General features: G+C 52.6%; 24 protein-coding genes. 10 read left to right on the top strand and 14 right to left on the bottom strand.

Annotated elements, in window-relative coordinates; all coding sequences use genetic code 11:
• Nucleotides 1-246 precede the first annotated feature (246 nt).
• The 6 genes from RAL91_RS09715 to RAL91_RS09690 all read left to right on the top strand — a co-directional run bounded on the left by RAL91_RS09715 (nucleotide 247) and on the right by RAL91_RS09690 (nucleotide 8,080).
• Complete coding sequence (locus RAL91_RS09715) at nucleotides 247-786, top strand: hypothetical protein (protein WP_306261757.1); 540 nt, start codon at nucleotides 247-249, stop codon at nucleotides 784-786.
• Between the two features lie 29 nt (nucleotides 787-815).
• Nucleotides 816-1,496 (top strand): HAD family phosphatase, encoded by a 681-nt coding sequence (locus RAL91_RS09710; RefSeq protein WP_306261755.1) that lies wholly within the window; start codon nucleotides 816-818, stop codon nucleotides 1,494-1,496.
• A 93-nt stretch (nucleotides 1,497-1,589) separates the two neighbouring features.
• Nucleotides 1,590-2,990, top strand: coding sequence for a threonine synthase (gene thrC, locus RAL91_RS09705; protein WP_306261754.1), 1,401 nt, complete (start codon nucleotides 1,590-1,592; stop codon nucleotides 2,988-2,990).
• A gap of 43 nt (nucleotides 2,991-3,033) precedes the next feature.
• Nucleotides 3,034-4,314, top strand: coding sequence for a pitrilysin family protein (locus RAL91_RS09700; protein WP_306261753.1), 1,281 nt, complete (start codon nucleotides 3,034-3,036; stop codon nucleotides 4,312-4,314).
• A gap of 20 nt (nucleotides 4,315-4,334) precedes the next feature.
• Nucleotides 4,335-4,949, top strand: coding sequence for a GNAT family N-acetyltransferase (locus tag RAL91_RS09695; protein WP_306261752.1), 615 nt, complete (start codon nucleotides 4,335-4,337; stop codon nucleotides 4,947-4,949).
• Between the two features lie 233 nt (nucleotides 4,950-5,182).
• Nucleotides 5,183-8,080 carry an EAL domain-containing protein gene (locus tag RAL91_RS09690; RefSeq protein WP_306261751.1) on the top strand — a complete coding sequence of 966 codons (2,898 nt, stop codon included), beginning with the start codon at nucleotides 5,183-5,185 and terminating at the stop codon, nucleotides 8,078-8,080.
• Between the two features lie 39 nt (nucleotides 8,081-8,119).
• Here RAL91_RS09690 and RAL91_RS09685 read toward each other — a convergent pair whose 3' ends face one another.
• Nucleotides 8,120-8,740 (bottom strand): YqgE/AlgH family protein, encoded by a 621-nt coding sequence (locus RAL91_RS09685; protein WP_306261750.1) that lies wholly within the window; start codon nucleotides 8,738-8,740, stop codon nucleotides 8,120-8,122.
• A gap of 152 nt (nucleotides 8,741-8,892) precedes the next feature.
• On the opposite strand from RAL91_RS09685, the gene RAL91_RS09680 reads away from it, so the two are divergent.
• Together RAL91_RS09680 and RAL91_RS09675 are read left to right on the top strand one after the other, a co-directional pair.
• Entirely contained in the window at nucleotides 8,893-9,741 is an 849-nt protein-coding gene (locus tag RAL91_RS09680; RefSeq protein WP_306261749.1) for a protein-disulfide reductase DsbD domain-containing protein, read from the top strand.
• A gap of 84 nt (nucleotides 9,742-9,825) precedes the next feature.
• On the top strand, nucleotides 9,826-10,311 hold the full coding sequence (locus RAL91_RS09675) for a peroxiredoxin (protein ID WP_306261748.1): 486 nt from the start codon (nucleotides 9,826-9,828) through the stop codon (nucleotides 10,309-10,311).
• A gap of 190 nt (nucleotides 10,312-10,501) precedes the next feature.
• On the opposite strand, the gene RAL91_RS09670 is transcribed toward RAL91_RS09675, so the two are convergent.
• The 8 genes from RAL91_RS09670 to coxB form a co-directional block, all read right to left on the bottom strand.
• Nucleotides 10,502-11,281: an SURF1 family protein gene (locus RAL91_RS09670; protein WP_306261747.1), complete on the bottom strand. Its 780-nt coding sequence runs from the start codon at nucleotides 11,279-11,281 to the stop codon at nucleotides 10,502-10,504.
• Nucleotides 11,271-11,672: a DUF983 domain-containing protein gene (locus tag RAL91_RS09665; protein WP_306262864.1), complete on the bottom strand. Its 402-nt coding sequence runs from the start codon at nucleotides 11,670-11,672 to the stop codon at nucleotides 11,271-11,273. Before RAL91_RS09665 ends, RAL91_RS09670 begins: the two co-directional genes overlap by 11 nt.
• Before the next feature lie 92 nt (nucleotides 11,673-11,764).
• The gene (locus RAL91_RS09660) at nucleotides 11,765-12,598 is read right to left on the bottom strand and encodes a cytochrome c oxidase subunit 3 (protein ID WP_306261745.1); all 834 of its coding nucleotides are present in this window, start codon (nucleotides 12,596-12,598) and stop codon (nucleotides 11,765-11,767) included.
• Nucleotides 12,599-12,682: 84 nt separating this feature from the next.
• A complete protein-coding gene (locus RAL91_RS09655) occupies nucleotides 12,683-13,303 on the bottom strand; it encodes a cytochrome c oxidase assembly protein (RefSeq protein WP_306261744.1) in 621 nt (206 codons plus the stop codon).
• Nucleotides 13,304-13,318: 15 nt separating this feature from the next.
• Complete coding sequence (locus RAL91_RS09650; RefSeq protein ID WP_306261742.1) at nucleotides 13,319-13,489, bottom strand: hypothetical protein; 171 nt, start codon at nucleotides 13,487-13,489, stop codon at nucleotides 13,319-13,321.
• An 8-nt stretch (nucleotides 13,490-13,497) separates the two neighbouring features.
• The gene (locus tag RAL91_RS09645; RefSeq protein WP_306261740.1) at nucleotides 13,498-14,466 is read right to left on the bottom strand and encodes a heme o synthase; all 969 of its coding nucleotides are present in this window, start codon (nucleotides 14,464-14,466) and stop codon (nucleotides 13,498-13,500) included.
• A gap of 108 nt (nucleotides 14,467-14,574) precedes the next feature.
• Nucleotides 14,575-16,173, bottom strand: coding sequence for a cytochrome c oxidase subunit I (gene ctaD / locus RAL91_RS09640; protein WP_306261738.1), 1,599 nt, complete (start codon nucleotides 16,171-16,173; stop codon nucleotides 14,575-14,577).
• A 121-nt stretch (nucleotides 16,174-16,294) separates the two neighbouring features.
• Nucleotides 16,295-17,179, bottom strand: coding sequence for a cytochrome c oxidase subunit II (coxB, locus tag RAL91_RS09635; RefSeq protein ID WP_306261736.1), 885 nt, complete (start codon nucleotides 17,177-17,179; stop codon nucleotides 16,295-16,297).
• A gap of 527 nt (nucleotides 17,180-17,706) precedes the next feature.
• Between coxB and RAL91_RS09630 the strand changes: the two genes are divergently transcribed.
• Together RAL91_RS09630 and tldD are read left to right on the top strand one after the other, a co-directional pair.
• Nucleotides 17,707-18,210 (top strand): invasion associated locus B family protein, encoded by a 504-nt coding sequence (locus tag RAL91_RS09630; RefSeq protein WP_306261734.1) that lies wholly within the window; start codon nucleotides 17,707-17,709, stop codon nucleotides 18,208-18,210.
• Nucleotides 18,210-19,640 (top strand): metalloprotease TldD, encoded by a 1,431-nt coding sequence (gene tldD / locus RAL91_RS09625; protein WP_306261732.1) that lies wholly within the window; start codon nucleotides 18,210-18,212, stop codon nucleotides 19,638-19,640. Before RAL91_RS09630 ends, tldD begins: the two co-directional genes overlap by 1 nt.
• Before the next feature lie 6 nt (nucleotides 19,641-19,646).
• Here tldD and RAL91_RS09620 read toward each other — a convergent pair whose 3' ends face one another.
• The 5 genes from RAL91_RS09620 to RAL91_RS09600 form a co-directional block, all read right to left on the bottom strand.
• The gene (locus RAL91_RS09620) at nucleotides 19,647-19,823 is read right to left on the bottom strand and encodes a hypothetical protein (RefSeq protein WP_306261730.1); all 177 of its coding nucleotides are present in this window, start codon (nucleotides 19,821-19,823) and stop codon (nucleotides 19,647-19,649) included.
• A 61-nt stretch (nucleotides 19,824-19,884) separates the two neighbouring features.
• On the bottom strand, nucleotides 19,885-20,406 hold the full coding sequence (locus RAL91_RS09615) for a hypothetical protein (protein ID WP_306261728.1): 522 nt from the start codon (nucleotides 20,404-20,406) through the stop codon (nucleotides 19,885-19,887).
• Nucleotides 20,407-20,440: 34 nt separating this feature from the next.
• Entirely contained in the window at nucleotides 20,441-21,652 is a 1,212-nt protein-coding gene (locus RAL91_RS09610) for a PQQ-dependent sugar dehydrogenase (RefSeq protein ID WP_306261726.1), read from the bottom strand.
• Nucleotides 21,653-21,733: 81 nt separating this feature from the next.
• The gene (locus RAL91_RS09605; protein WP_306261724.1) at nucleotides 21,734-21,925 is read right to left on the bottom strand and encodes a hypothetical protein; all 192 of its coding nucleotides are present in this window, start codon (nucleotides 21,923-21,925) and stop codon (nucleotides 21,734-21,736) included.
• A 159-nt stretch (nucleotides 21,926-22,084) separates the two neighbouring features.
• On the bottom strand, nucleotides 22,085-22,744 hold the full coding sequence (locus tag RAL91_RS09600; protein ID WP_306261722.1) for an RluA family pseudouridine synthase: 660 nt from the start codon (nucleotides 22,742-22,744) through the stop codon (nucleotides 22,085-22,087).
• Nucleotides 22,745-22,775 lie beyond the last annotated feature (31 nt).

Below are 22,775 nucleotides of genomic sequence, written 5' to 3'. Positions count from 1 at the left end.
AAACTCCAATGACGCAAGCAGAGTCTGCGCTGAACAGGGTAAAGACCGAGTTAGGCTTTATGGTTAACAAACGGTTGATGGCAGTTTTGTGCAGTCACTGCGAGATGATATGACAAGTCGCATTTTTGCCCGATCCTTTGGTCAACTTCTTTGGCTGATATCTTTGCCTGCGTCCTCGCCAAGCCACAATTCACCTGTTATAGAATGGCAATTCCGTTCAATTGTTAAGTTCATGCGGCCATTGTTGTGTATCAAAAACTGATTTTACCTGTCCTTGCGCTTCTGGTTCTTTCCGGCTGCAATGCGGTCAGCAGCCTTAATCCGATCAGCAAAAAGCCGGTCGTCGATCTGCGTGAATTTTCCAAATCGGGCCCCGTCTATTGCCCCAAGATTGAATTGCGGCAGGGCACTGAAAGTTTCAATGTCTTTGAAGGTGATGCCACTGGCGACCCCAAAAAACTCATTCATCAGGCGCGTATTGACGAGACTGCCCGTGAATGCAGCATTGCAAATGGCCAGTTGCAAATTCGCGTCGGCATCAGCGGGCGCGTTCTGGCTGGCCCGCGCAGCCCAAGTTCAAATACCCTCACCGTTCCTGTTCGTGTTGCCGTCGTAAAATTCCAGGAATCGGTGCTCTATTCAGAAATCCAGCCAATTTCAGTGCAGATTTCTGACTTTGACAGAACACCTGATTTCGTAACCGTCGTGAATGTTGCCGTGCCGGATCCGGGCGATGAACGCGACTATATCATTTATGTGGGCTTTGACCGTAAGGATGATGCCTGACACCACCCCCTTATTTAAAAGACCAATACATGCTCATAATCTTTGACTGTGACGGCGTCCTTGTGGATTCCGAAATCATCGCTTCCGAAGTTAATCTTGAACTCGTAAAAGACCTTGGAATGGACATAACGCTGGACGAATTGTCCCAGCGCTACAGTGGCCTGACGGCTGAACTTATTTTCGCGCAGGTGGCAGAGGAACTGGCAAAGCCACTTCCCGATGATCTTGCGCAACGATCAGACGAAATGCTGGACGCAGCTTTGCAACAATCCCTGCAAGCGGTCGCAGGCGTGCACGACATGTTGGATGCGATGGATGATGCCCGCTGCATTTGTTCCAATTCCACAACTGCAAGACTTGAGCAAAACCTGAAACTGACCAATCTGCTTGATCGCTTTCGCCCACACATCTATTCCGCTCTGGAAGTTCGGCAGAAGCTGCCCAAACCCTCACCCGATGTCTTCTTACATGCCGCAGAAACTCTGGGATCCACCCCTGCTCAGACGATTGTGATTGAAGACAGCAGTCATGGTGTCGAAGGTGCCGTTGCCGCAGGTATGCGCGTCATTGGCTTTGTCGGCGCCTCGCACTCTTATGCCGGTCACGCCGAAAAGCTGATGGATGCGGGAGCCGAAACAACCGTCCACAATCTGAGCGATGTGCCAGCCACGGTTGAAGCGCTTAAAAGCTGGTCCGGCGTCGGCGCTTAAACGGAAACTTGATAAAGCTCGCCCGCGGCGCAATAAGGAAAGACAATTGCAGCCGCCCACGGCAAGACTTAAAACACGACAGGACGGAATTTCGTGCGATATGTAAGTACCAGGGGTGAAGCACCTGAACTTGGTTTTCTGGACGCCATTCTAACGGGTCTTGCCCGCGATGGCGGACTTTACATGCCCGCCAGTTGGCCCAAACTTTCGACAGCCGAAATCAAGGCGCTTCGCGGCAAGTCTTATGAAGATGTGGCATTCGCCATTATGTCACCTTTTGTGGATGGAGAAATTCCTGACGCGATTTTAAAGAAAATCATAAGCGACGCCTATGCGTCCTTCCGCCATCCGGCTGTTGCGCCACTGGTGCAGGTTGGTCCGAATGATTTTGTGCTTGAGCTGTTTCATGGACCGACCCTGGCCTTCAAGGATGTGGCCATGCAATGGCTTGCCCGTGTCATGGATTATGCTTTGGCTAAGCGTGGACAACGGGCCACGATTATTGGCGCAACTTCGGGCGATACGGGCGGCGCTGCCATCGAAGCGTTTCGCGGCCGGGATAATACTGACATCTTCATTCTGTTCCCCTATGGTCGCGTCTCTGACGTGCAGCGACGCCAGATGACTACGGTCGCAGATGCGAATGTTCATGCATTGGCCATTGAAGGTAATTTTGACGATTGCCAGGCACTGGTCAAAGCCATGTTCAATGATTTGAAGTTTAGGGATGAGCTTGGTTTGTCAGGCGTTAACTCCATCAATTGGGGTCGGATTCTGGCGCAGGTGGTGTATTATTTCACGTCAGCCCTGTCGCTGGGTGGGCCGGATCGTGGTATTTCCTTTTCCGTGCCAACGGGGAATTTCGGTGACATTCTTGCCGGGTTTGTTGCCAAGAAAATGGGCCTTCCCATTGAGCGGCTTCTGATTGCCACCAATGTGAATGACATTCTGGTCCGCACTCTGGAAACCGGGCGCTATGAAGTGACGGGTGTTACAGAGACCACAGCTCCTTCGATGGACATTCAGGTGTCCTCAAATTTCGAACGTCTGCTGTTTGAAGCCAACGGTCAGGACGGAGCGACCGTTGGCCGGTTAATGGCTGGCCTTGGTCAATCCGGATCATTCACACTTGCACAGGAAGCCAGGGATTTCATTGCGACAGACTTTGACGCGGCCCGCACCACACAGGCGGAAACTGCGCAAACCATCCATGATTTTCTGGAAGGAAGCAGCTATCTGCTTGATCCGCATACGGCCATTGGCCTGTTTGCGGCCCAACAAAGACACAAAACCAACACGCCGATGGTTACCTTGGGTACTGCACATCCGGCAAAATTTCCGGATGCTGTTGAGGCCGCCTGTGGGCTGCGCCCTGCCCTGCCAGCATGGCAAGGTGATCTCATGTCTCGTCCAGAACGCCAACAAGCTCTTGCTAATGACTTACAGAGCGTGGAAAACTTCATTTCTGCCCATGCAAGGGCTTCCGACAAATAGTAAGCCTTGGGAGGGGTGCCGTGAGTTTTAAGTCAGGTGATCGATGAGCGTTGAGCATACGATCTTGAGTAACGGGATGACTGTGGTGACCCACGCCATGCCACATCTGGAAAGTGCATCCCTTGGGGTGTGGGTCCGATCTGGATCCCGCAATGAGACAAGCCAGCAGCATGGCATTTCCCATTTGCTTGAACATATGGCTTTCAAGGGCACCAAAAAACGGACTGCGCGCGCCATTGCGGAAGAAATTGAAGCCGTTGGCGGAGACCTCAATGCTGCGACCAGCGTGGAAAACACCTCCTATTATGCCAGGGTACTGAAGGAAGATGTGCCGCTGGCTCTGGATATTCTCAGTGACATTCTCCTCAATGCCCGATTTGACGATGACGAGTTACGGCGAGAACAGCATGTCATTTTGCAGGAAATCGGGGCAACGCTCGACAATCCGGAAGATCTGGTGTTCGACGCCTTTCAGGACATAGCCTTTCAAGGCCAGTCCATCGGACGCACGATTCTGGGAACGGCAAAAACGGTTGAGGGATTTTCGACCGGGGATTTGAAGCAGTTCCTTCATTGCCAGTATCAGCCGGCTGATATGGTCATTTCTGCAGCTGGCGCAGTGGATCATGATAAATTTGTACGTCAGACGGAAGACGCATTCGGGGTCCTCGTCAAACCGGATGTTTCTGTCAATGATCATCAACAAGCCAGCTATACGGGCGGCCAGTTCATTCAGTCAAAGGACCTTATGGAGGCGCAGCTTCTGATGGGCTTTGAGGGCCATTCATACCAGGATGATCAGTTCTACGGCACCCAGCTTCTGGCAAGTGTGCTTGGCGGAGGCATGGCTTCACGCCTGTTTCAGGAGGTGCGCGAGTCCAGAGGGCTTTGTTATTCTATCTATGCGTTTCACTGGGGCTTTTCCGATACAGGCCTGTTTGGCATTCACGCTGCGACAGGACGGGAAGATATTCCTGAACTTGTGCCAGTGGTGCTGGATGAGCTGCTGCGGGCTTGTGACGAAATTTCCGAAAATGAAGTGAAACGCGCCCGCGCTCAGGTCCGGTCCAGCCTGTTGATGAGCCTTGAAAGCCCGTCAGCCCGGGCTGCGCAGATTGCACGCCAGATGCTTGTCTTTGGCAGGGTCATTGATCTGAACGAGCTGGTTGCCAAGGTTGATGCCATAACACCAACAGACCTTCGGGATCTTGGTCAGTCCATTTTCACAGACACAGTGCCCACCCTGGCCTCGATCGGTCCGATTGACGGGGTGGAAACAGTGCTTTCAACGGAACGCATTTCCGGGCATCTTAGACGGAAATAGTTCTCAATCGGCGGCTCGGCATGACATTTGCCTTTTTGCACAACACCACACGTGTCCAGACACAGGAGACAGCACGCGGTGGCACCAAGGCCGGCGAGGATATATTTCTTCGTCCGCCGCAGGTTGCCGATTATGCCATGTGGGCAGAACTTCGATCGGCCAGCCGCGATTTTCTCAAACCGTGGGAGCCAAGTTGGGCGTCTGATGATTTAACCCGCAATGCCTTTCGCCGCCGCATTCGCCGCTATCAACAGGAAAATCGCGATGGTTTGGCCCATGCCCTTTTTATTTTCCGTAAGCAGGACGAGCAGCTGGTCGGAGGGTTGAACCTGTCAAACATCCGGCGCGGGGTTACTCAGGCCGCGAGCCTGGGTTACTGGATGGGAGAGGCATTTGCTGGCCAGGGCTATATGTCAGCCGCAGTCCGGTCCACTTTACCATTTGCGTTTAATTCATTGGGTTTACACCGGGTGGAAGCGGCCTGCATTCCGGATAATCAGCGCTCGATTCTGCTTCTGCAGAGCCTTGGCTTTCAACGCGAAGGCTATGCGAGAGAGTATTTATGCATAGACGGTCGCTGGCAGGACCACGTGCTTTTTGCTGTTTTGAAGAAAGACATTGATAACGCGGCCTGACCGCTGCGCACGGTTTTTTGATTTCCGCCTGTTTCATTTGATTAAAAATGGACCATAATTGCCTCCTAACTAGACAAAACGGACTTCTGACACCTTGTGTCCGGGGTTCGAACTCAATACTAAGAAGGCATCAAGCCTGGCTGGCCCGATTTCGGGGCGGACGTTGCGTTCAGCATGTTCCAAAGCTTGACTGGTTTAGTATTGAGTATCCAACTGCTTTGGAGAAACACGAGTTGCGTTCCATCCGTGACATCATACCGGGTCTGGTCGCCTTTTGGGTGACTGTGCTGTTGGTGCTTTCCTTCGGTGCACCTGCTTACGCTGTTGAAGCTGTCAGCGTTCCGCTGGATGGGCGCACCCTGGATTTGCGTGCAGCGCTGGAAATGTACACAGATGCAGGAGCACGGCTACAGGTTTCGACAGCACCCGGTCCTGACGGCATCATCCGACGCATTGAAGTGCAGGCACGTGATCCGGATATAGCCTCCAACTGGGCCGTATTTGCGCTCGCCAATACGGGAAACCAGCAAATTGACCGCCTGCTTGTAGCGCCACATTACTGGCTGCCCGGATCGGGCCTGTTCACACCCGATCTTGGAAGAACGCGGATTACCAATATTACCCCCAGTGAAGGCTTTGCGCCTGAACGGGTGCCCAGCAAGGAGTCTGATGTATTTCTCATCACATTGGACCCAGGGGCCGTTGTCACTTTCATCGTCGAACTTCAGGATGAGCGACTTCCCAAGCTTGAGCTATGGGAAGCAGATACCTACCGCGACAGTGTGAATAATTACACCCTCTACAGGGGTCTGGTGATTGGGATTGCAGGCCTTCTGGCCGTATTCCTGACGATCATTTTTGTCGTCAAGGGAACCGCCATGTTCCCGGCTGCTGCCGGTCTGGCCTGGGGGGTGCTGATCTATGTTTGTATTGATTTTGGGTTCTGGAATGAATTTTTTGATCTGACTGCGAGTCAGAATCAAATTCATCGAGCGGCATCCGAGATATTCCTGTCAGCCAGCCTGGTGGTGTTCATCTACACGTATCTCAACCTTGATCGCTGGAATACGACCTACCGCATAGCGGTGATGAGCGTGTTGCTTATTATGGCGGTGGTTGTCGCCATAGCCATGATCGAGCCGAGCTTCGGTGCTGGCGTTGCCAGGATTGTATTTGGCCTCACAGTCATTGGCGGCATGGGGCTGATCGGGTGGATGAGCTGGATGGGCTACGACCGCGCCGTGATGATCATCCCCACCTGGATATTGCTGCTGTTCTGGCTCACCGCGGCCACCCTCTGCGTGTTGGGTGTGCTGGACAACGACATCGTTCAACCTGCCTTGGCGGGCGGCATGGTGCTTATTGTGCTGCTGATCGGCTTTACCCTCATGCAACACGCCTTCTCAGGCGGAACCGTGATCACGGGTGATCTTGGCGACCAGCAGCGGCGCGCGCTGGCGCTGACCGGATCGGGCGATATGATCTGGGACTGGGATGTTATGCGGGATCGCATGATTGTCAGCCCCGAAGTGGAGCAGAAGCTTGGCCTGCGCCGCGGCACTTTGGAAAGCCATGCGCGCGATTGGCTGGAGTTTATTCACGAATCAGATCGCGACCGTTTCCGCTTGATGCTGGATACTGTTCTGGTGCAACGGCGCGGGCGCATTGTGCAGGATTTCCGCCTGCGCTCCAAAAATGATGATTTTCACTGGTTCTCCCTGCGGGCGCGCCCTGTCATCGGCTCAGACGGTGAGGTTGTTCGATGCGTCGGCACGTTGACAGACATCACTGAGCAAAAGATTGCGCAGGAACGGCTCATGCATGACGCCGTGCATGATAATCTGACAGGATTGCCGAACCGGGAACTGTTTATTGACCGGCTGCAAACGGCTCTCACCCGTTCAGAAGTGGATGATGCAGGCTACCCATCGGTGATCATTATCGACATCGATCAGTTCAGTGACATCAATGACAATTTCGGCCTGGCCATCGGCGATTCTGTTCTGCTGGCGGTCTCAAGACGTCTGTCCCGTATGACGCGGCCTCAGGACACGGTGGCACGCATTGGCGGTGATCAGTTCGCCATGATGCTGATTTCCGAAGAAGACACGGCAAAGGTCGAAAATATTGCCACAGCAATCCTGCGCACATTAAAGTCTGCCATACCGATTGGTGATGAGGAGGTTTTCCTGTCTGCGTCGATCGGCATCGCCCATTTCGAAGAAGAGCAGATCAGTGCAGAAGATCTGCTGCGCCAATCGGAAACAGCGCTGTATGATGCCAAGCGCAAGGGCGGCAATGAAATAAGCGTCTTTTCCGAAGTCAGCGGCGATGCGGCTGGCAGTCGACTGGAAATCGCCTCCAGATTGCGTCAGGCACTGGAGCGTGAGGAACTCGTCCTCTACTATCAGCCGATCATCAAGTTAGAAGATCGCTCGATTGCCGGGTTTGAAGCCTTAATGCGTTGGGAGCATCCAGAACTTGGTATGCTGGCACCAGCAGAGTTCATACCGATCGCCGAGGAAAGCAATCTGATTGCCGATATCGGCCTGTTTGCCCTTGAAGAAGCAACCCAGCAATTGGCCGAATGGCAGCAATCGCCGCGCATCCGCACGCCATTATTCATGAATGTCAACGTTTCCAGCCGCCAGATTTTCCGGCAGGACTTGATCAATGATGTGAAATCGGTGTTCCTGCGTTCGCCAGTTCATCCGGGCAGTCTGAAGCTGGAAATCACAGAATCTCTGGTTATGGAAAACCCGGAATATGCGGCCCAGGTTCTGGAGCGCCTTCGTGATCTGGGGACAGGTCTTGCTCTGGATGATTTCGGCACGGGATATTCATCCCTCTCCTATTTGCAACGATTCCCGTTCGACACGCTGAAAATCGACAAATCCTTCGTGCGTCAAAATGGACAGGAAAGCCAATTGGTGATTCTGCGTTCCATTATTGCGCTCGCCCATGACCTTGATATGGATGTGATTGCAGAAGGCGCAGAGAATGAAAGCGATGTGGTCGAACTGACTGATCAGGAATGCGAATACGCGCAGGGCTTCCTGTTCGGTCAACCGATGAAAGCCAGCGAAGCCGAAGAAATGCTGTTCCGCAGCACCTCTTATACAACAAGCTAAACCCTGTTAGCCGTTTGTTGGATCAGATTTAATTGAAAGTCAGGCGCGGCCGGTTGTACTGACAAGCGCTCCCAGATCAACGCCAAGCCTTTTCAGCGCCAATGGATAGATATCTTCCGGAGGGGTTTTCAATATCATCTGAACATCGGCGTCGCAGACAAGCCAGGAGTTTTCTCTGATCTCTTCTTCCAACTGGCCTGCACCCCAGCCTGCGTAGCCAAGCGCGATGCGCGCATCCAGCGGGCCAACGCCTGCGGCCATACCCTGTATCGCTTCCATGGTCGCACACAGTGCCAGATCATCAGCTATTTGAAGTGATCCGGAATACCCGTCTGTAATCCGGTGCAACACGAAGCCACGTCCGATCTCCACCGGACCACCTGCCAGAACAGGAATTTCATTCAAATCAGGATCAAGTGATTCTTCCGGAACGGACAATTTAAGTTTCTCACACAGAGTCTGAAAATCGATATTCTGGTGTGGTCTGTTCACGACCAATCCCATGGCACCCTCTTCATCATGGCTGCACAGGAAAATGATGGTTCTATTGAAACGGGGATCTGTCATTGCAGGCATTGCAATAAGACAGGAGCCAATCAACCAGCCCTGACTGGTGCCAGCAATTCCCGGCTGTGCACTTGAATCCAATTTTTTGGGCACGATCTGACTTCCTGTACGCATGTTTCAACAACAGTATGGCACATAGCGACCTGCCCTTACTATACAGGGCAAGCTGTTCACATCACGTAGATATGATCGCCGGAGGCGCAGACAAGCATTCCCGAGGCGATAAATAGAGGTTAAAAACAGCTATGATCAAAAAAGCTAAAAACTTTGCCTTGTATTTCGTGGCTGTCCTGACGGGTAGCTTGAGCCTGACCCTTCCCTCTCACGCGTTTGAAGGGCAATGGGTAGAGTTACCGAATGCGAAAGCGCGTCTCCTGGCAACCGGAGACCCAATGACTGGAAGCATCTTGGCGGGGCTGGAAATCGAGCTGGATGAGGATTGGAAAACCTATTGGCGTTTTCCAGGAGATTCAGGGATTCCACCTAGCTTTGACTGGTCAGACGCTCAAAATGTTGCCAGTACGCAATTGCTGTTTCCGGCCCCGCAGCGTTTTACAGATGAGTATGGGCAATCGGTCGGTTACAAGCACCGGGTTGTGTTCCCCATTGAGATCGAATTGGAAGGTGCTGGACAACCCACCAACCTGCAACTGGATATTGTTCTGGGCATATGCAGGGAAGTCTGCATTCCTGTGACGGAACATTTTTCACTGAAGCTGCCACCAATTTTTGTGGCGACTGAGGCAGCAAAAACCATTCTCACCGCTGCAACGGATACTGTTCCAATGAAAGCTGTTGAGGCGCAACAATCGGAAATCAAAATCACTGAACGTGCGGGCACGACTCCGATTGTGACCATCTCGGTGCCATCAAAATTGCTCATCAAGGATGTTTTCATAGAAGGACCCGACACATGGTTCCTTTCCCTGCCGGAGAAGCTGCCCGCAAATGACACAGAGCAGCTTGATATTTGGCAACTTCCACTTGATGGCACACCGATCGGGAAAGAACCTTGGGGCGCTGCAATGCGGCTGACCATGGTCGGTACCGACGGATCTTTTGAGCAGGAATTTACCCTTATAGAGCCGGAATAACAGCACGCCGGATTGCAGGTGGGCTGTTTGCGCCCTAGATAGTTTCCAAGTGCCCTCCCATATCCTTCCATGAAAGATACGCATATGACAATTTCCGTTGGCGATACACTTCCTTTTGCCCATTTTTTTGTAAAAGCCGGTAGTGAAATAGACAGACTTTCGACTGACGACATCTTTTCCAATCGCAAGGTTGTTCTGTTCGGTGTGCCGGGCGCCTTTACGCCGACCTGCCATGCTGATCATCTGCCGGGCTATCTGGAGCATCTGGATACAATCAAATCCAAAGGCGTTGATGAAGTGGCGGTGATCTCTGTCAATGATCCGCACGTCATGGACGCGTGGGCAAAAGCAACCGGGGGCAAAGGAAAAATCCTGTTCCTTTCCGATGGCAATGCCGATTTCACACGGGCAATCGGGTTGGATATGGATGTTGCCGTTGTTGGCATGGGAACACGATCACAGCGCTATTCGATGATTGTCGAAAACGGTGTGGTAACCCAATTCAATTTGGAAGAAGTTGGCGGTCAGGCAATTCTTTCTGGTGCTGCTGCTATTATGGGGCAACTCTGAGTTAGCGCCACCGGCGTTACCCAAAAATTGTTAAGGCACCAGTTTCAAGTGTGCGTCCTGATAGAATGCGACGGCATATATGGATCCTTGAAACAAATCCGAGGATGACGTGCCGGGTTGATTTTCGTAACCATGGCCCTTTGAATTTTCATGTAGTCCATCGCCCTCGGACGTGTTCCGAGGGTTCAATTCAGTTCGGGGTCTGACCCTTTCGGTATTCCCGAGCCGCAAAGGCTACAAATACGCCAATAAGTGTCAGAGCAATTCCGTACCACGTAAGCACATAGCCCAAATGTCGGTTGCTGAAGGCAATTGTGGTTTCACCTGCCTGCGGCAGAGCAGGTCCGTTGCCAGCTTCCAGGTCGACAAAGAAGGGGGCTACAACAGCGCCGCTCTCGAGTGACGTTTGCAGTGTCATCGCCGCCGGATCACGCACGAACCAAAGCTTGCCGTCAAATCCGGATTCATTGCCGGGTGTTGCAAAGCCAGCTTTCTCAGGTGGCCGCATCAGACCCTTCAGAGTGACAATTTCTGTCTGACCTGTCGTGATGTCCTGATCAGCAAGATGGAGCGGAACAAAGCCACGATTTATCCAGACCACCGCGCCGTCAGCCAGCTCAAGGGGCGTCATGACCCAGTGGCCCTGCCCGCCCAATGGCCCGCCTTTGGGACTGCTGACGACCATGTAAGCGCGCTGCTCATGAGCATGCAGATAACGCCCGGTCACTGCAATACGCCGATACTGATAGCTGTCAGGATCAAGCGCTGACCACTCAGCGGGCGGAGGCAAAACAGCCGGTTCTGATGCCAGTCTGGCGGTCACACTGGAAATAAGATCTTCTTTCCAGTGCATGCGTTGCACTTGCCAGGTGCCAAGTGACAGCAGAACGATCAGCGCAATAGCCGACACAATTCCCGGCCATAACAGGCTGCGCCAGAGAGGCGCTAATACGGTTGCTTCACTCGACATTTTGGGACCTGTCGCCATCCTGCAGGGTGCCTTCAGCAGCCTTGCGTTTGTATTGTTGTGCAATCAGCAGGCCCTTCAACGGGCGCAGGAATATCAAACAGAGAAACAGGGTGAGTGGCATCCAGATCATCATGTTGAGCCAGATAGGTGGCGTGAACATCACTTCTGTCATCAGCACACCGACAACAGCCAGAAACCCGACAATGAATATGACGAAGACTGCAGGACCGTCGCCGCTATCGATGAATGCAAAATCCAGATCACAGCGTTCGCATTGATCGGCAGTTGTTAAAAAGCCGGAAAAGAGGCGGCCCTGACCACATCTGGGACATTTCCCCTTCAGGCCTGTCTGACCAACAGTCAGGACAGGATAGCGCATCAGGTCATCCATATCGGTCAATGCAAAACGCTCCGTAAGAGGAAGACACAAAAAAGGCGCACCCGGCTTACCGGGCGCGCCAATGTTCCAAACCATTTCATGTTTTAGTGAATCGTCGCGCCGACTGATCCCCAGATGTAGATTGCAGCAAACAGGAACAGCCACACCACATCCACAAAGTGCCAGTACCAGGCAGCAGCCTCAAAGCCGAAATGTTTCTCAGGTGTAAAATCGCCCTGCAGCGCTCGCACCAGACAGACAATGAGGAAGATGGTGCCAATCAACACATGGAAGCCATGGAAGCCGGTTGTCATGTAGAAGGTTGAACCATAAATGCTGTCGGAGAAAGCGAAGGCCGCGTGTGCGTACTCATAGACCTGAACCACAGAAAACAGCGCGCCCAGAATCACGGTGAGGATCAAGCCCCACTTGAGACCATTGCGATCATTGTGCAGCAGCGCATGGTGCGCCCAGGTAACAGTTGTACCGGATGTCAACAGGATCAAAGTGTTCAGCAACGGCAGATGCCAGGGATCGAACACTTCAATGCCAACTGGCGGCCAGATTCCACCAGTGTGCTCGACACGAGCAACCTGCTGCACTTCGCCAGCAAACAAGCTTGCATCGAAGAACGCCCAGAACCAGGCCACGAAGAACATCACTTCAGAGGCGATGAACAAAATCATGCCATAGCGCAAATGTAACTGAACCACTTTGGTATGGTGACCTTCGTGACTCTCCTTGATGACATCGCGCCACCAGGCGATCATCGTGTAGATCACGCCCAAAAATCCTGGCAACATCCACAAAGCCGAAGCATCATGAAAATAGCCAACGGCTCCCAAAGCCAGTGCCAAAGCGGATGCTGAGCCAACAAATGGCCATGGGCTTGGGTCTACAAGGTGGTAGTCATGATTGTTGGCGTGTGTGTCAGCCATGTTGTTCCCCGGTCTTTCTCGTCTTTTGCTAGCGCTTCAATAGCGCGATTTTTCGTTCGCTCATAGAGCTTTTTGATTTCTGCCCTAAAGCTTTTCAGGGATTTCGTCTTTGGTATCTTTATCCAGATTTGCGACAGGTTCGACGCCGCCTTCAACCGGGAAAAAGGTGTAGGATAGAGTTATTGTTCTAACCGAATCCAACTCCGGATCATCTGCAATTGCCGGATCAATGAAGAAGACAACCGGCATTTCAACGCTTTCACCAGCAGCGAGCACTTGTTCGGTAAAGCAGAAACACTCCAGCTTGTTGAAATAGGCTCCGGCAGATTGCGGCGTCACATTGAATGTGGAGGTGCCAATGGTCCGGGTTTCTGCCAGATTGGAAAATCCGTAGGCAGCATGTCCCGTTTCACCAACCTGCAACACCATCTGGCGCTCGGTTGGCTTGAACTTCCAGGGAAGGCCTGCAGCAATATTTGCATCAAAGCGGATGGTGATCTGTCGATCAATTACGCGATCGGATTCAGCTTCAGCCACCTGTGTGGTGCCACCGTAACCCGTGACCTTGCAGAACAATTCGTAAAGCGGAACAGCTGCGTAGGACATGCCGATCATGGCTGATAAAAAGACGACACAGGCAGCAGCTGTAAGGCGTTGCCGTTTCTGACGTTTTTCTTCCGCTTGCTCTGCTTGCATGCTCTGCATCAATCAGGAACCTTGTTAAAGTGGTTTATTCATCAGCTCTGGGCCAAATTTGAAAATTGTCATTACGTAGAACAGAGCTACCAGAAAAATAAGTCCAAGGGCAATTGCGACGGATCGTCTGTTGCGCCGTTTCTTGTCTTCGGGAGACAGTTCTAGGCCGTCATCTATCGTATTTGGTTCGTCCATGGTTGGCCTCACAGTGCAAGTTTGATGACGGCTTCCAGAAGAAGCACGCCAAACAATGCAAACAGATACAGGATGGAATAGGCAAACAGCCGCTTGGCTGCACGGTTGCTGTTGTCGGTATTTTTGTCGCGGTACACGCCAATGGCATAGAAGACAAAACCCAGGCTTAGCGCTGCAGTGGTTGCGCCATAGACCAGTCCGCCAAAGCCAAGAAACCATGGTGCCATGGCGACCGGTACCAACAGCACCGCGTAGATCAGGATCTGTTTGCGGGTATAGGCATCACCTGACACGACGGGCATCATGGGAATGCCTGCCCGAGCGTAGTCCTTGCTGGCAAACAGCGCCAGTGCCCAGAAATGTGGTGGTGTCCACATGAAGATAATGAGAAACAGTACAAAAGCCTCAATGCCCACAGAACCGGTCATTGCGGCCCATGCCACAACCGGCGGCAATGCGCCTGCAGCACCGCCAATGACGATGTTCTGCTGCGTAGAGCGTTTCAGCCAGATGGTGTAAACGACCGCATAGAAGAAAATTGTGAAAGCCAGCAGCCCGGCAGCGAACCAGTTCGACACCAGCCCCAGTACCATCACTGACAACACTGCCATGATAAGGCCAAAGGCCAGTGCTTCATCAGCGGATACGCGACCTGCGGGAATCGGACGGTTGGCTGTCCGCTTCATCATCCGGTCAAGATCAGCTTCATACCACATATTCAGCGCGCCGGATGCGCCGCCACCAATCGCGATACAAAACAGAGCAATGGCGCCCGTGGCCGGCCCCAAAAGCATGGTACCCGATGTTGCCGCTGCGCTGACAAGCCCAACAAGAGCTGTGAAGACCACAAGACGCATCACGCCGGGCTTCATCAGCGCAAAAAAATCTCGCGGCTCCGCCTGAGAAATGCGGTGCTCAGCAGTAGCACCAGCGAGTGCCTGCAATTCTGTTCGTGCCTCGATTTCCGCTGTCGACATGTTTGCCCGGTTCAGTTGGTTGGTTTGTTACGTTGGTCTTCTAAGCAAACTGCCAGCCTGTTCTCACGAAAGGCCGGCAGCGCAGTTTCATTCAATGGCCCGGCGCTTCTATTTGATGCGCGGCAGTTTTTCCCACTGATGGAAAGGCGGTGGAGACGGCAATTGCCATTCCAGCGTCGTTGCACCTTCACCCCATGGATTGGCAGCCGCGACCCGCTTTTTCGAGAAGGCTTCATAGATGCCATAGATGAAAATCAACACCGCAAACGCCGAAATATAGGACCCGATGGAGGATACATAGTTCCAGCCAGCCATCGCGTCGGGATAATCAACATAGCGGCGCGGCATGCCTGCCATTCCGAGGAAATGTTGCGGGAAGAAAATCAGATTCACCGAAATGAACGTGACGTAGAAATGCAGTTTACCAATGGCTTCGTTGTACATCAGACCCGACATTTTCGGGAACCAGTAATACCAGGCGGCAAAGATTGCAAACACCGCACCCAGCGACAGCACATAGTGGAAATGAGCGACCACAAAATAAGTGTCATGCATTGACCGGTCGAGGCCTGCATTGGCAAGCTGGACGCCGGTAACGCCACCAACAGTGAACAGGAAGATAAACCCGACTGCCCACAGCATTGGTGTCCGGAATTCGATGGATCCGCCCCACATGGTTGCAATCCACGAGAAAATCTTGACGCCTGTCGGCACCGCGATCACCATTGTTGCAAACACGAAATACGCTTGGGTGTCCACGTCCATGCCGACTGTAAACATGTGGTGTGCCCACACGATAAATCCGACAACACCAATGGCAACCATCGCGTAAGCCATTCCAAGATATCCGAAGATCGGCTTTTTGGAGAAGGTCGAGATAACGTGGCTGACAATCCCAAAACCCGGCAAGATCAGGATATAAACTTCAGGATGTCCGAAAAACCAGAAAAGATGCTGGAAAAGGATCGGATCACCACCGCCTTCAGGCGCAAAGAAGGATGTCCCGAAATTTCGGTCTGTCAGCAGCATGGTGATGGCACCGGCCAGCACTGGCAGAGACAGCAACAGCAGGAATGCAGTGATCAATACAGACCAGGCAAACAGCGGCATCTTGTGCAATGTCATGCCAGGGGCACGCATATTGAAGATCGTTGTGATGAAGTTGATTGCACCCAGGATGGATGATGCACCGGCAAGGTGCAGCGACAGGATTGCAAGGTCCATGGCAGGACCTGGCTGTCCCGAGGTCGACAATGGCGGATAAATCGTCCAACCACCGCCAACACCGTTGGAGCCTGGAGGCCCCTCAACAAACATTGAAATGATCAGCAGGATCAGCGCCGGTGGCAGCAGCCAGAATGAAATATTGTTCATTCTTGGGAAGGCCATATCGGGCGCACCAATCATGATCGGCACAAACCAGTTGGCAAATCCGCCGATCAATGCGGGCATCACCATGAAGAAAATCATGATCAGTCCGTGGCCGGTGGTGAACACATTATACATATGTGGATCACCAAAGATCTGCATGCCCGGCTCTTGCAATTCCATGCGCATCGCTACGGAGAGTGCACCGCCGAAAATGCCCGAGAAAATAGCAAAGATCAGATACAGAGTACCGATATCTTTGTGGTTTGTTGAATAGACGTAGCGGCGCCAACCTGTCGGGTGGCCGTGGGCGTCTGCATGTGCTGCGGTGCCTGCCATTTGTCCAAATCTCCTATCTGCATCTACCGGTTCTGAACTCAGGGTTCAAAATTCTATATCCCGGCTGCCCTATCGGGCCCATTTCAATTTCATCGGCGCTGGCTGCCAGCGCCTTTAAGACCTAGCGCTGAGCCAGTTTGCGTTGCTCATCCAGAAGGCCTGCCAGCATTTCATTGGCACCTTCCACATCTTCAACAGCCATCTGGGCCCATTGCGCGAATTGTTCATCGCTGACAACGCGGATCGCGATTGGCATGAAGGCATGAAGAACGCCGCAAAGCTCAGAGCACTGACCGTAATAAATGCCCTCACGTTCGGCTTCAAACCAAGTTTCGTTCAACCGACCGGGAACTGCATCCATCTTCAGGCCCATGGAAGGCATGGCAAACGAATGCAAAACATCCGCTGCTGTCACCTGAACACGAACTACCTTGCCAACGGGCACGACGATCTCGTTGTCGACAGCCAGAAGCCTTGGATCATCCGGACCAAGTTCGTCTTCCTGCAGCATGTAGGAATCAAAGGAGATGTCATCATTGTCGGGATATTCATAACCCCAATACCACTGATATCCGGTCGCCTTGATCGTCATATGGGCTTCTGGAATTTCAAGCTGATTGTAGAGCAGACGGAAGGACGGAACAGCCATCACGACCAGAATCAATACCGGTGCTACGGTCCAGACAATCTCGATCATGGAGTTGTGAGTCGTCTTCGACGGGGTCGGATTGGCTTTTGAATTAAACCGAACCGCGCAAATGATCAGAAGCCCCAACACAAACAACACAATCGGAGTGACGATCCACAAAGTGAATGTGTTGAATGAGTTAATCTGCTCCATCACCGGAGCGGCGGCTTCCTGAAAGCTTATCTGCCAAGGGGTCGGTTGGGCAGCAAAAGCGACACTACCGAGCCCGAGTGAGGCGGCTGCGCCACCAAAAAGGACAGTTGCGGGCCGCTTTGAAAATTCCGAAAGCGCGGACGCACTGCGCTTCAACTTCATCATAATGACAACCTTTTGCCAGTTTGAATTTGTGTATGGTGCCACTGCAAAAGCGACTCCGTTTCAACTAAGTACCCCAGTGTCCGGCGATGATCCATCCTCAGGGGCACAAAAAGCACAAAATCTGTTCCATATTTCCGCCATCATATACGAGGCTTACCAAGCTGTGTCGAGAGGAACTTACGTCCAAACGTTGCTACTTTTCGCCACCACACACACAAACATTCAAAAACATGAATATTATTTTTGCGGCGTCGGATCAAGCCAGCCCCGTTCACTGCTGCCTCTTAAATAATAGGGCAATCCATTAAATTGTACCTGTGACAGATTATCGCCCGATTTCGGAGACATCCACACAGGGCAGCAGCTTCCGGCGCTGATTGCCCTTCCAGCGCATTAAATTCGTGTAAGAAACGTTGGATTTGCGCTGAAATCGGGAGTGAACAACAAGCTTCACCGCTGCATTGCTTGACAGCGTGCCATGCTCTGCTAGGGACGTTACAACTTTGGTTAATCGAGATCGGGTTCCCATGCAGATTTCTTTCCGAGCGTTTTCCGCTTTTGTGTTTTTAAGCGCCTTGTCGTTTGCGTCACTTCCTGCAAACGCGCAGCAGTCACAAACACCTTTTGTTGACTGGACCATGCGGTGTGAAACGCCTCCCGGGGCTCAAGGGCAACAATGCGCATTGATGCAATATGTCGCTGCGGAAGATCGCCCCAATGTCGGACTCAGCGTCATTGTTTTGAAAACCGCTGACGGCAAAGCAAAATTGCTGCGCGTCATTACGCCGCTCGGTGTCCTGCTGCCATCCGGCCTTGGCCTGAAAATCGATAATGAAGATGTTGGTCGAGCTGGTTTTGTGCGTTGCGTTGCCGAGGGCTGCCTTGCAGAAGTTATTATGGAAGATGTGTTGCTGAACAAATTACGGCGCGGGCAACAGGCCACTTTCATCGTGTTTGAAACACCGGAAGCCGGCATCGGCATTCCTATTTCCCTGTCCGGCTTCAGCGCCGGCTATGATTCCCTGCCGTAATGACAAGTTCCAAACCCGATGATTTTTTTGAAGGGCTGGACCTTTCATCCGCCAACACCAAACAACGCGTTGCCGATGCTCTGGTAAATTCTGATGATGGCGAGTTGTTCGCCGAGTACCGCCAGCAGGAAAGCCTCAGCTTCGATAATGGTCGGTTGAAAAGCGCCACCTTTGATGTGGACCAGGGGTTTGGGCTGCGCAGTGTCTGTGGCGAGGCTGTGGGGTATTCCCATTCCAGTGAATTGTCTGACGCCGCATTGAGTCGGGCTGTCAACGCCGTCAGTGCCGTTGGTAAAGGCTATTCGGGCACCTATTCTGATGCGCCGATGGGCACAAATGCCAAACTCTACAGCGACGAAAATCCTCTGACATCACCTGAATACAGCCAGAAAATTGCATTGCTGGAAGCCGTTGACGCCTATGCCAGAGATATCGGCGCCGACATTGCGCAGGTCTCGGCAAGCCTGGCGGCCAGCTGGCAGATCGTAAGAATTCTACGTGCTGATGGTCATCTGGTTGAAGACATTCGCCCTATGCTGCGGTTCAACGTATCTGTCATTGCCAAGGACGGAGCACGGCAGGAAACCGGCTCCTACGGGTTTGGCGGGCGCGATGGATTTGACGCGTTCGTCACAGAGACAGCGTGGAAAGCCGGTGTTGATGAAGCTATACGGCAGGCGCGCGTCAATCTGGGCGCGGAAGCTGCGCCAGCGGGCGAGATGGATGTTGTACTAGGCCCGGGCTGGCCTGGAATTTTGTTGCATGAAGCTGTCGGGCATGGCCTGGAAGGCGATTTCAACCGCAAGGGCACATCCGCTTTTGCAAGCCTGATGGGTGAACAAGTTGCATCCAAAGGCGTGACCATTGTCGACGATGGAACGATTGCCGCAAGGCGTGGATCGTTGACCGTGGATGATGAAGGCACGCCGACCTCGAACACAGTTCTGATCGAGGATGGCAAGCTGGTTGGCTACATGCAGGATCGTCAGAATGCCCGGCTGATGGGTGTTGCAGCCACAGGCAATGGACGTCGTCAGTCCTATGCTCACGTGCCCATGCCCCGCATGACAAATACCTACATGCTGGGCGGCAATGATGCACCGGAAGACATCGTCGGATCATTGAAAGACGGGATTTATGCCGTCTCTTTTGGTGGCGGACAGGTGGATATCACTTCCGGCAAATTCGTTTTTTCCTGCACCGAGGCCTACCGCGTCAAAAACGGCAAAATCGGCACTCCGGTGAAGGGTGCCATGCTGATTGGCAATGGTCCCGATGCCATGCGGCGCGTGTCCATGATTGGCAATGATCTGCAGTTGGACCGGGGTATGGGAACGTGTGGCAAGGCCGGTCAATGGGTACCGGTTGGCGTTGGTCAACCCACTTTACGCATTGACGCGATTACGGTTGGCGGAACACAAACCGGCTAGATCACGTCAGATTCTGGTGAAAAGAACCCCAACCAGCATCGCCACATAGGCGACAAGCAGTATTTCAAACGTGTTCCCAGAGATAACCGGTATGGCAATGCCGAGATATCTGACAACAATGACCAGTGCGAACAGAACAACTGATATTATGAAGACGCCAAATGAGGGGCTGCTGAGTTTCATGATTTAAGGCTCCTGTTGATTCGCTGGATTATGCCAGCGAAGGACTGAATTGATAACCACTTTATTTGGAAGGAAATTCAGCCGAATAAGCCTTCAGCCATGCATCTACCCTCTCGCTGTTGACGCCAAAATCTTCGATGCCCAACAGGCTTTGCGACAAGATTGCCGCGCTTGCCGTGCCATTTCCCAAATCTATAATTTCCAGATCAACGATATCCGGAAATTTTAAGCCGGATGATAAAATTTGAAAACGGGCCTTTTTCCGTTCGTCATCACGGGTCACGACGCTGGCCGCAGATTTGCCGTCTCCAGCAACATATGTAACGAACCAGTCCAATAAATCGGTGGTGCTTGCTTTGACTGTGGCGCTCGTGTGCGTTCGTTCAGCGCCCTTGCAAAAGCTGCTGCCATCGGGCGTATCCGGGCAGGCCAAAGCCCAATTCGGGGTTTCGCGTCCGGGCCAGGTTGACAGCTCAAGAGGCTCAATCTGATGCAATCGATTCCATAACTTTTCCGGGCCCAGATTCATGAATGCCAGCATGGCAACGCCAAGCAGCAGCAACAGCATAAGGAGTATTTTCACCGACAAGGCCTGACTTTTTATGGATGACTGGAACTTATTGACCTTGCGGCGTGATTTTAAAGACACCGCCCTCAAATTCATCCGTCAGAAACCAGATATTGCCCGCCGCATCAACATCAACGTCGCGAATGCGGCCCCATTTTGACATATCCCATTGCTCTTCATGAACAACTTGCGGCGAAGCACCGCTGATATCGACGTTGAGCCGTGCAATCAGTTGATCCTTCAATGCGCCAACAAAAGCATTGCCATTCCAGCTTTCCACTCCGTTCGATCCGTAAAATACAAGTCCGGACGGGGCGATTGACGGGTCCCAATAATGAACGGGCTGTTCAAAGCCTTCCCCCTCATTGCCCTGACCGATTTTGAGACCGGAATAGTGACGGCCGAAAGAGATTTCCGGCCAACCATAGTTTTTGCCAGCAATCGGAAGATTCAATTCGTCACCACCACGTGCGCCATGTTCGACAGTCCAGTATTGATCTGTTTCGGGATGAATGGCGGCACCCTGTGGGTTGCGATGGCCAATCGACCACAATTCAGGAAGGGTGTTCGCTACCCCGATAAATGGGTTGTCATCAGGGATGGAGCCATCAGAATTGATCCGGATGACGGATCCGGCATGATCCTGCGGGTCCTGCGCCCTTTCCGGGTCGCCACGTTCTCCAATCGTCGCAAACAAGGTGCCGTCAGGTGCGAATGTCAGCCGTGAGCCAAAATGACGCCCGCCGCCGGACTTGATATTCTGGCGGAATATCACCTCTTGCTGATCAAGACTGCCCTCAAGGCCATCCCTGTTCAGGCGCGCGCGCAGAATGGCCGTACCGGCGCCACCTTCACCCGGTTCTGAGAACGACAGGTAAATCAGTTGATTATCTGCAAAATTGGGATCAAGCGCGACATCCAGCAAACCACCCTGCCCGCCATCATAAAGTTCAGGTAGTCCATCGATAGCGGGGCCTAGTTGGCCGTCTTGAGCCAGTCGCAAGCGACCGGGGCGCTCAGTTACCAGAACAGCTCCGTTGGGCAAAAAACTCATGCCCCAGGGATTTTCCAGGCCCAGAGCAATTGCGGTGACGTCCAAGACTGCATCTTCCGCCGAAAACGTTCCAGACCATTGAGCAAGGTCCTGTTTTTCAAAGACTGTCGTCGCTGCGGCCGCTTCGCCTGTCCAGCCGGATTTAAAAGCCCCCCCCACTACAGAGAGACAGATGAGACCCAATGCCAATTTCCCGTAACGTTCCATGATCAGCTCCGTAAAACAAATGAGATGAGCTTCAAATGGGGCGTGTATAGGAGATCGCCAAGGTCCGGAGCTTAATTTGTTCTAGTCGTTGAATTTGGCACGAAGTTTACGCCGAACACGCAGAACTTCCGGCTCCTGATCCTTGAAACTTTGTCGCAGCAGCGCAGCAACAGCGAATGCCATGCAACAAAAGGCAATTGTCAGAAGCAATGACAAAAACCCAGCCTCACTCAAACCAAATCTCGTGCCGATGGCGAGTAGCGATGATGACATGACAGGTCCCTTCAAGGTTTTCCAACTTGAAGCCAAGATGAATTGAAAAATCGGCTGCAGCACGGAGAAATTGAGGCAAATGCATGATTTTTTATTAACGTGCTTTAAAACATTGAAGTCTGGAAAACATTAAAGCCTGGAAAACATTGAAGCTAGGCGTCAAAACGGCACGGAAGCCGAAAAACTGAGGCGCGCACCGCCGCTGGGATGAAACAATGACAGGCTTTCGGCATGCAGTTGCAGGCGATCAGCCTGTGCCAAAACATGCGTCGGCGCATAAAACGGATCGCCCAGAATTGGGTGTCCGATAGCCAGACAATGGACTCTGAGTTGGTGGGAGCGGCCAGTCTTTGGATGAAGCGCCAGCCGCGTGGCATTTTCTTCATGCGCCAGGACTTCGAACCGCGTCTGCGCGGCCTTGCCAACGTCCCAATCCACCTTTTGCAGCGGCCGGTTTGGCCAGTCACAGATCAGTGGCAGGTCAATCTGGCCAATGTCTGTTACCGGCCTGCCAGCAACACGCGCAACATAACGCTTTTCAATGTGACGTCGCTCGAATTGCAAGCCGAGATGTCGCTGTGCCGCCCGGTTCATGGCGAAGACCATTATTCCCGATGTGTCCAGGTCGAGCCGGTGAATCAACAGGGCTTTGGAGAATGCCGTTTTCACACGCGCCTCAAGACAATCTGCGTGATGTTTTGCCTTGCCCGGCACGCTTAACAGCCCTGAGGGCTTATCGACAATCAGCAGATCATCATCTTGATGCACCACCTGTAATCCGGTATCCAGCGGCGGTGAATAGATGAATTCGGGAAGCAAAATCGGGGCCGTTCTGCGTGGGTTGCATTGC

This window comes from Pararhizobium sp. IMCC21322 (genome assembly GCF_030758295.1).
Lineage (GTDB): Bacteria > Pseudomonadota > Alphaproteobacteria > Rhizobiales.
This window is presented reverse-complemented; position numbering and strand designations above follow the sequence as displayed.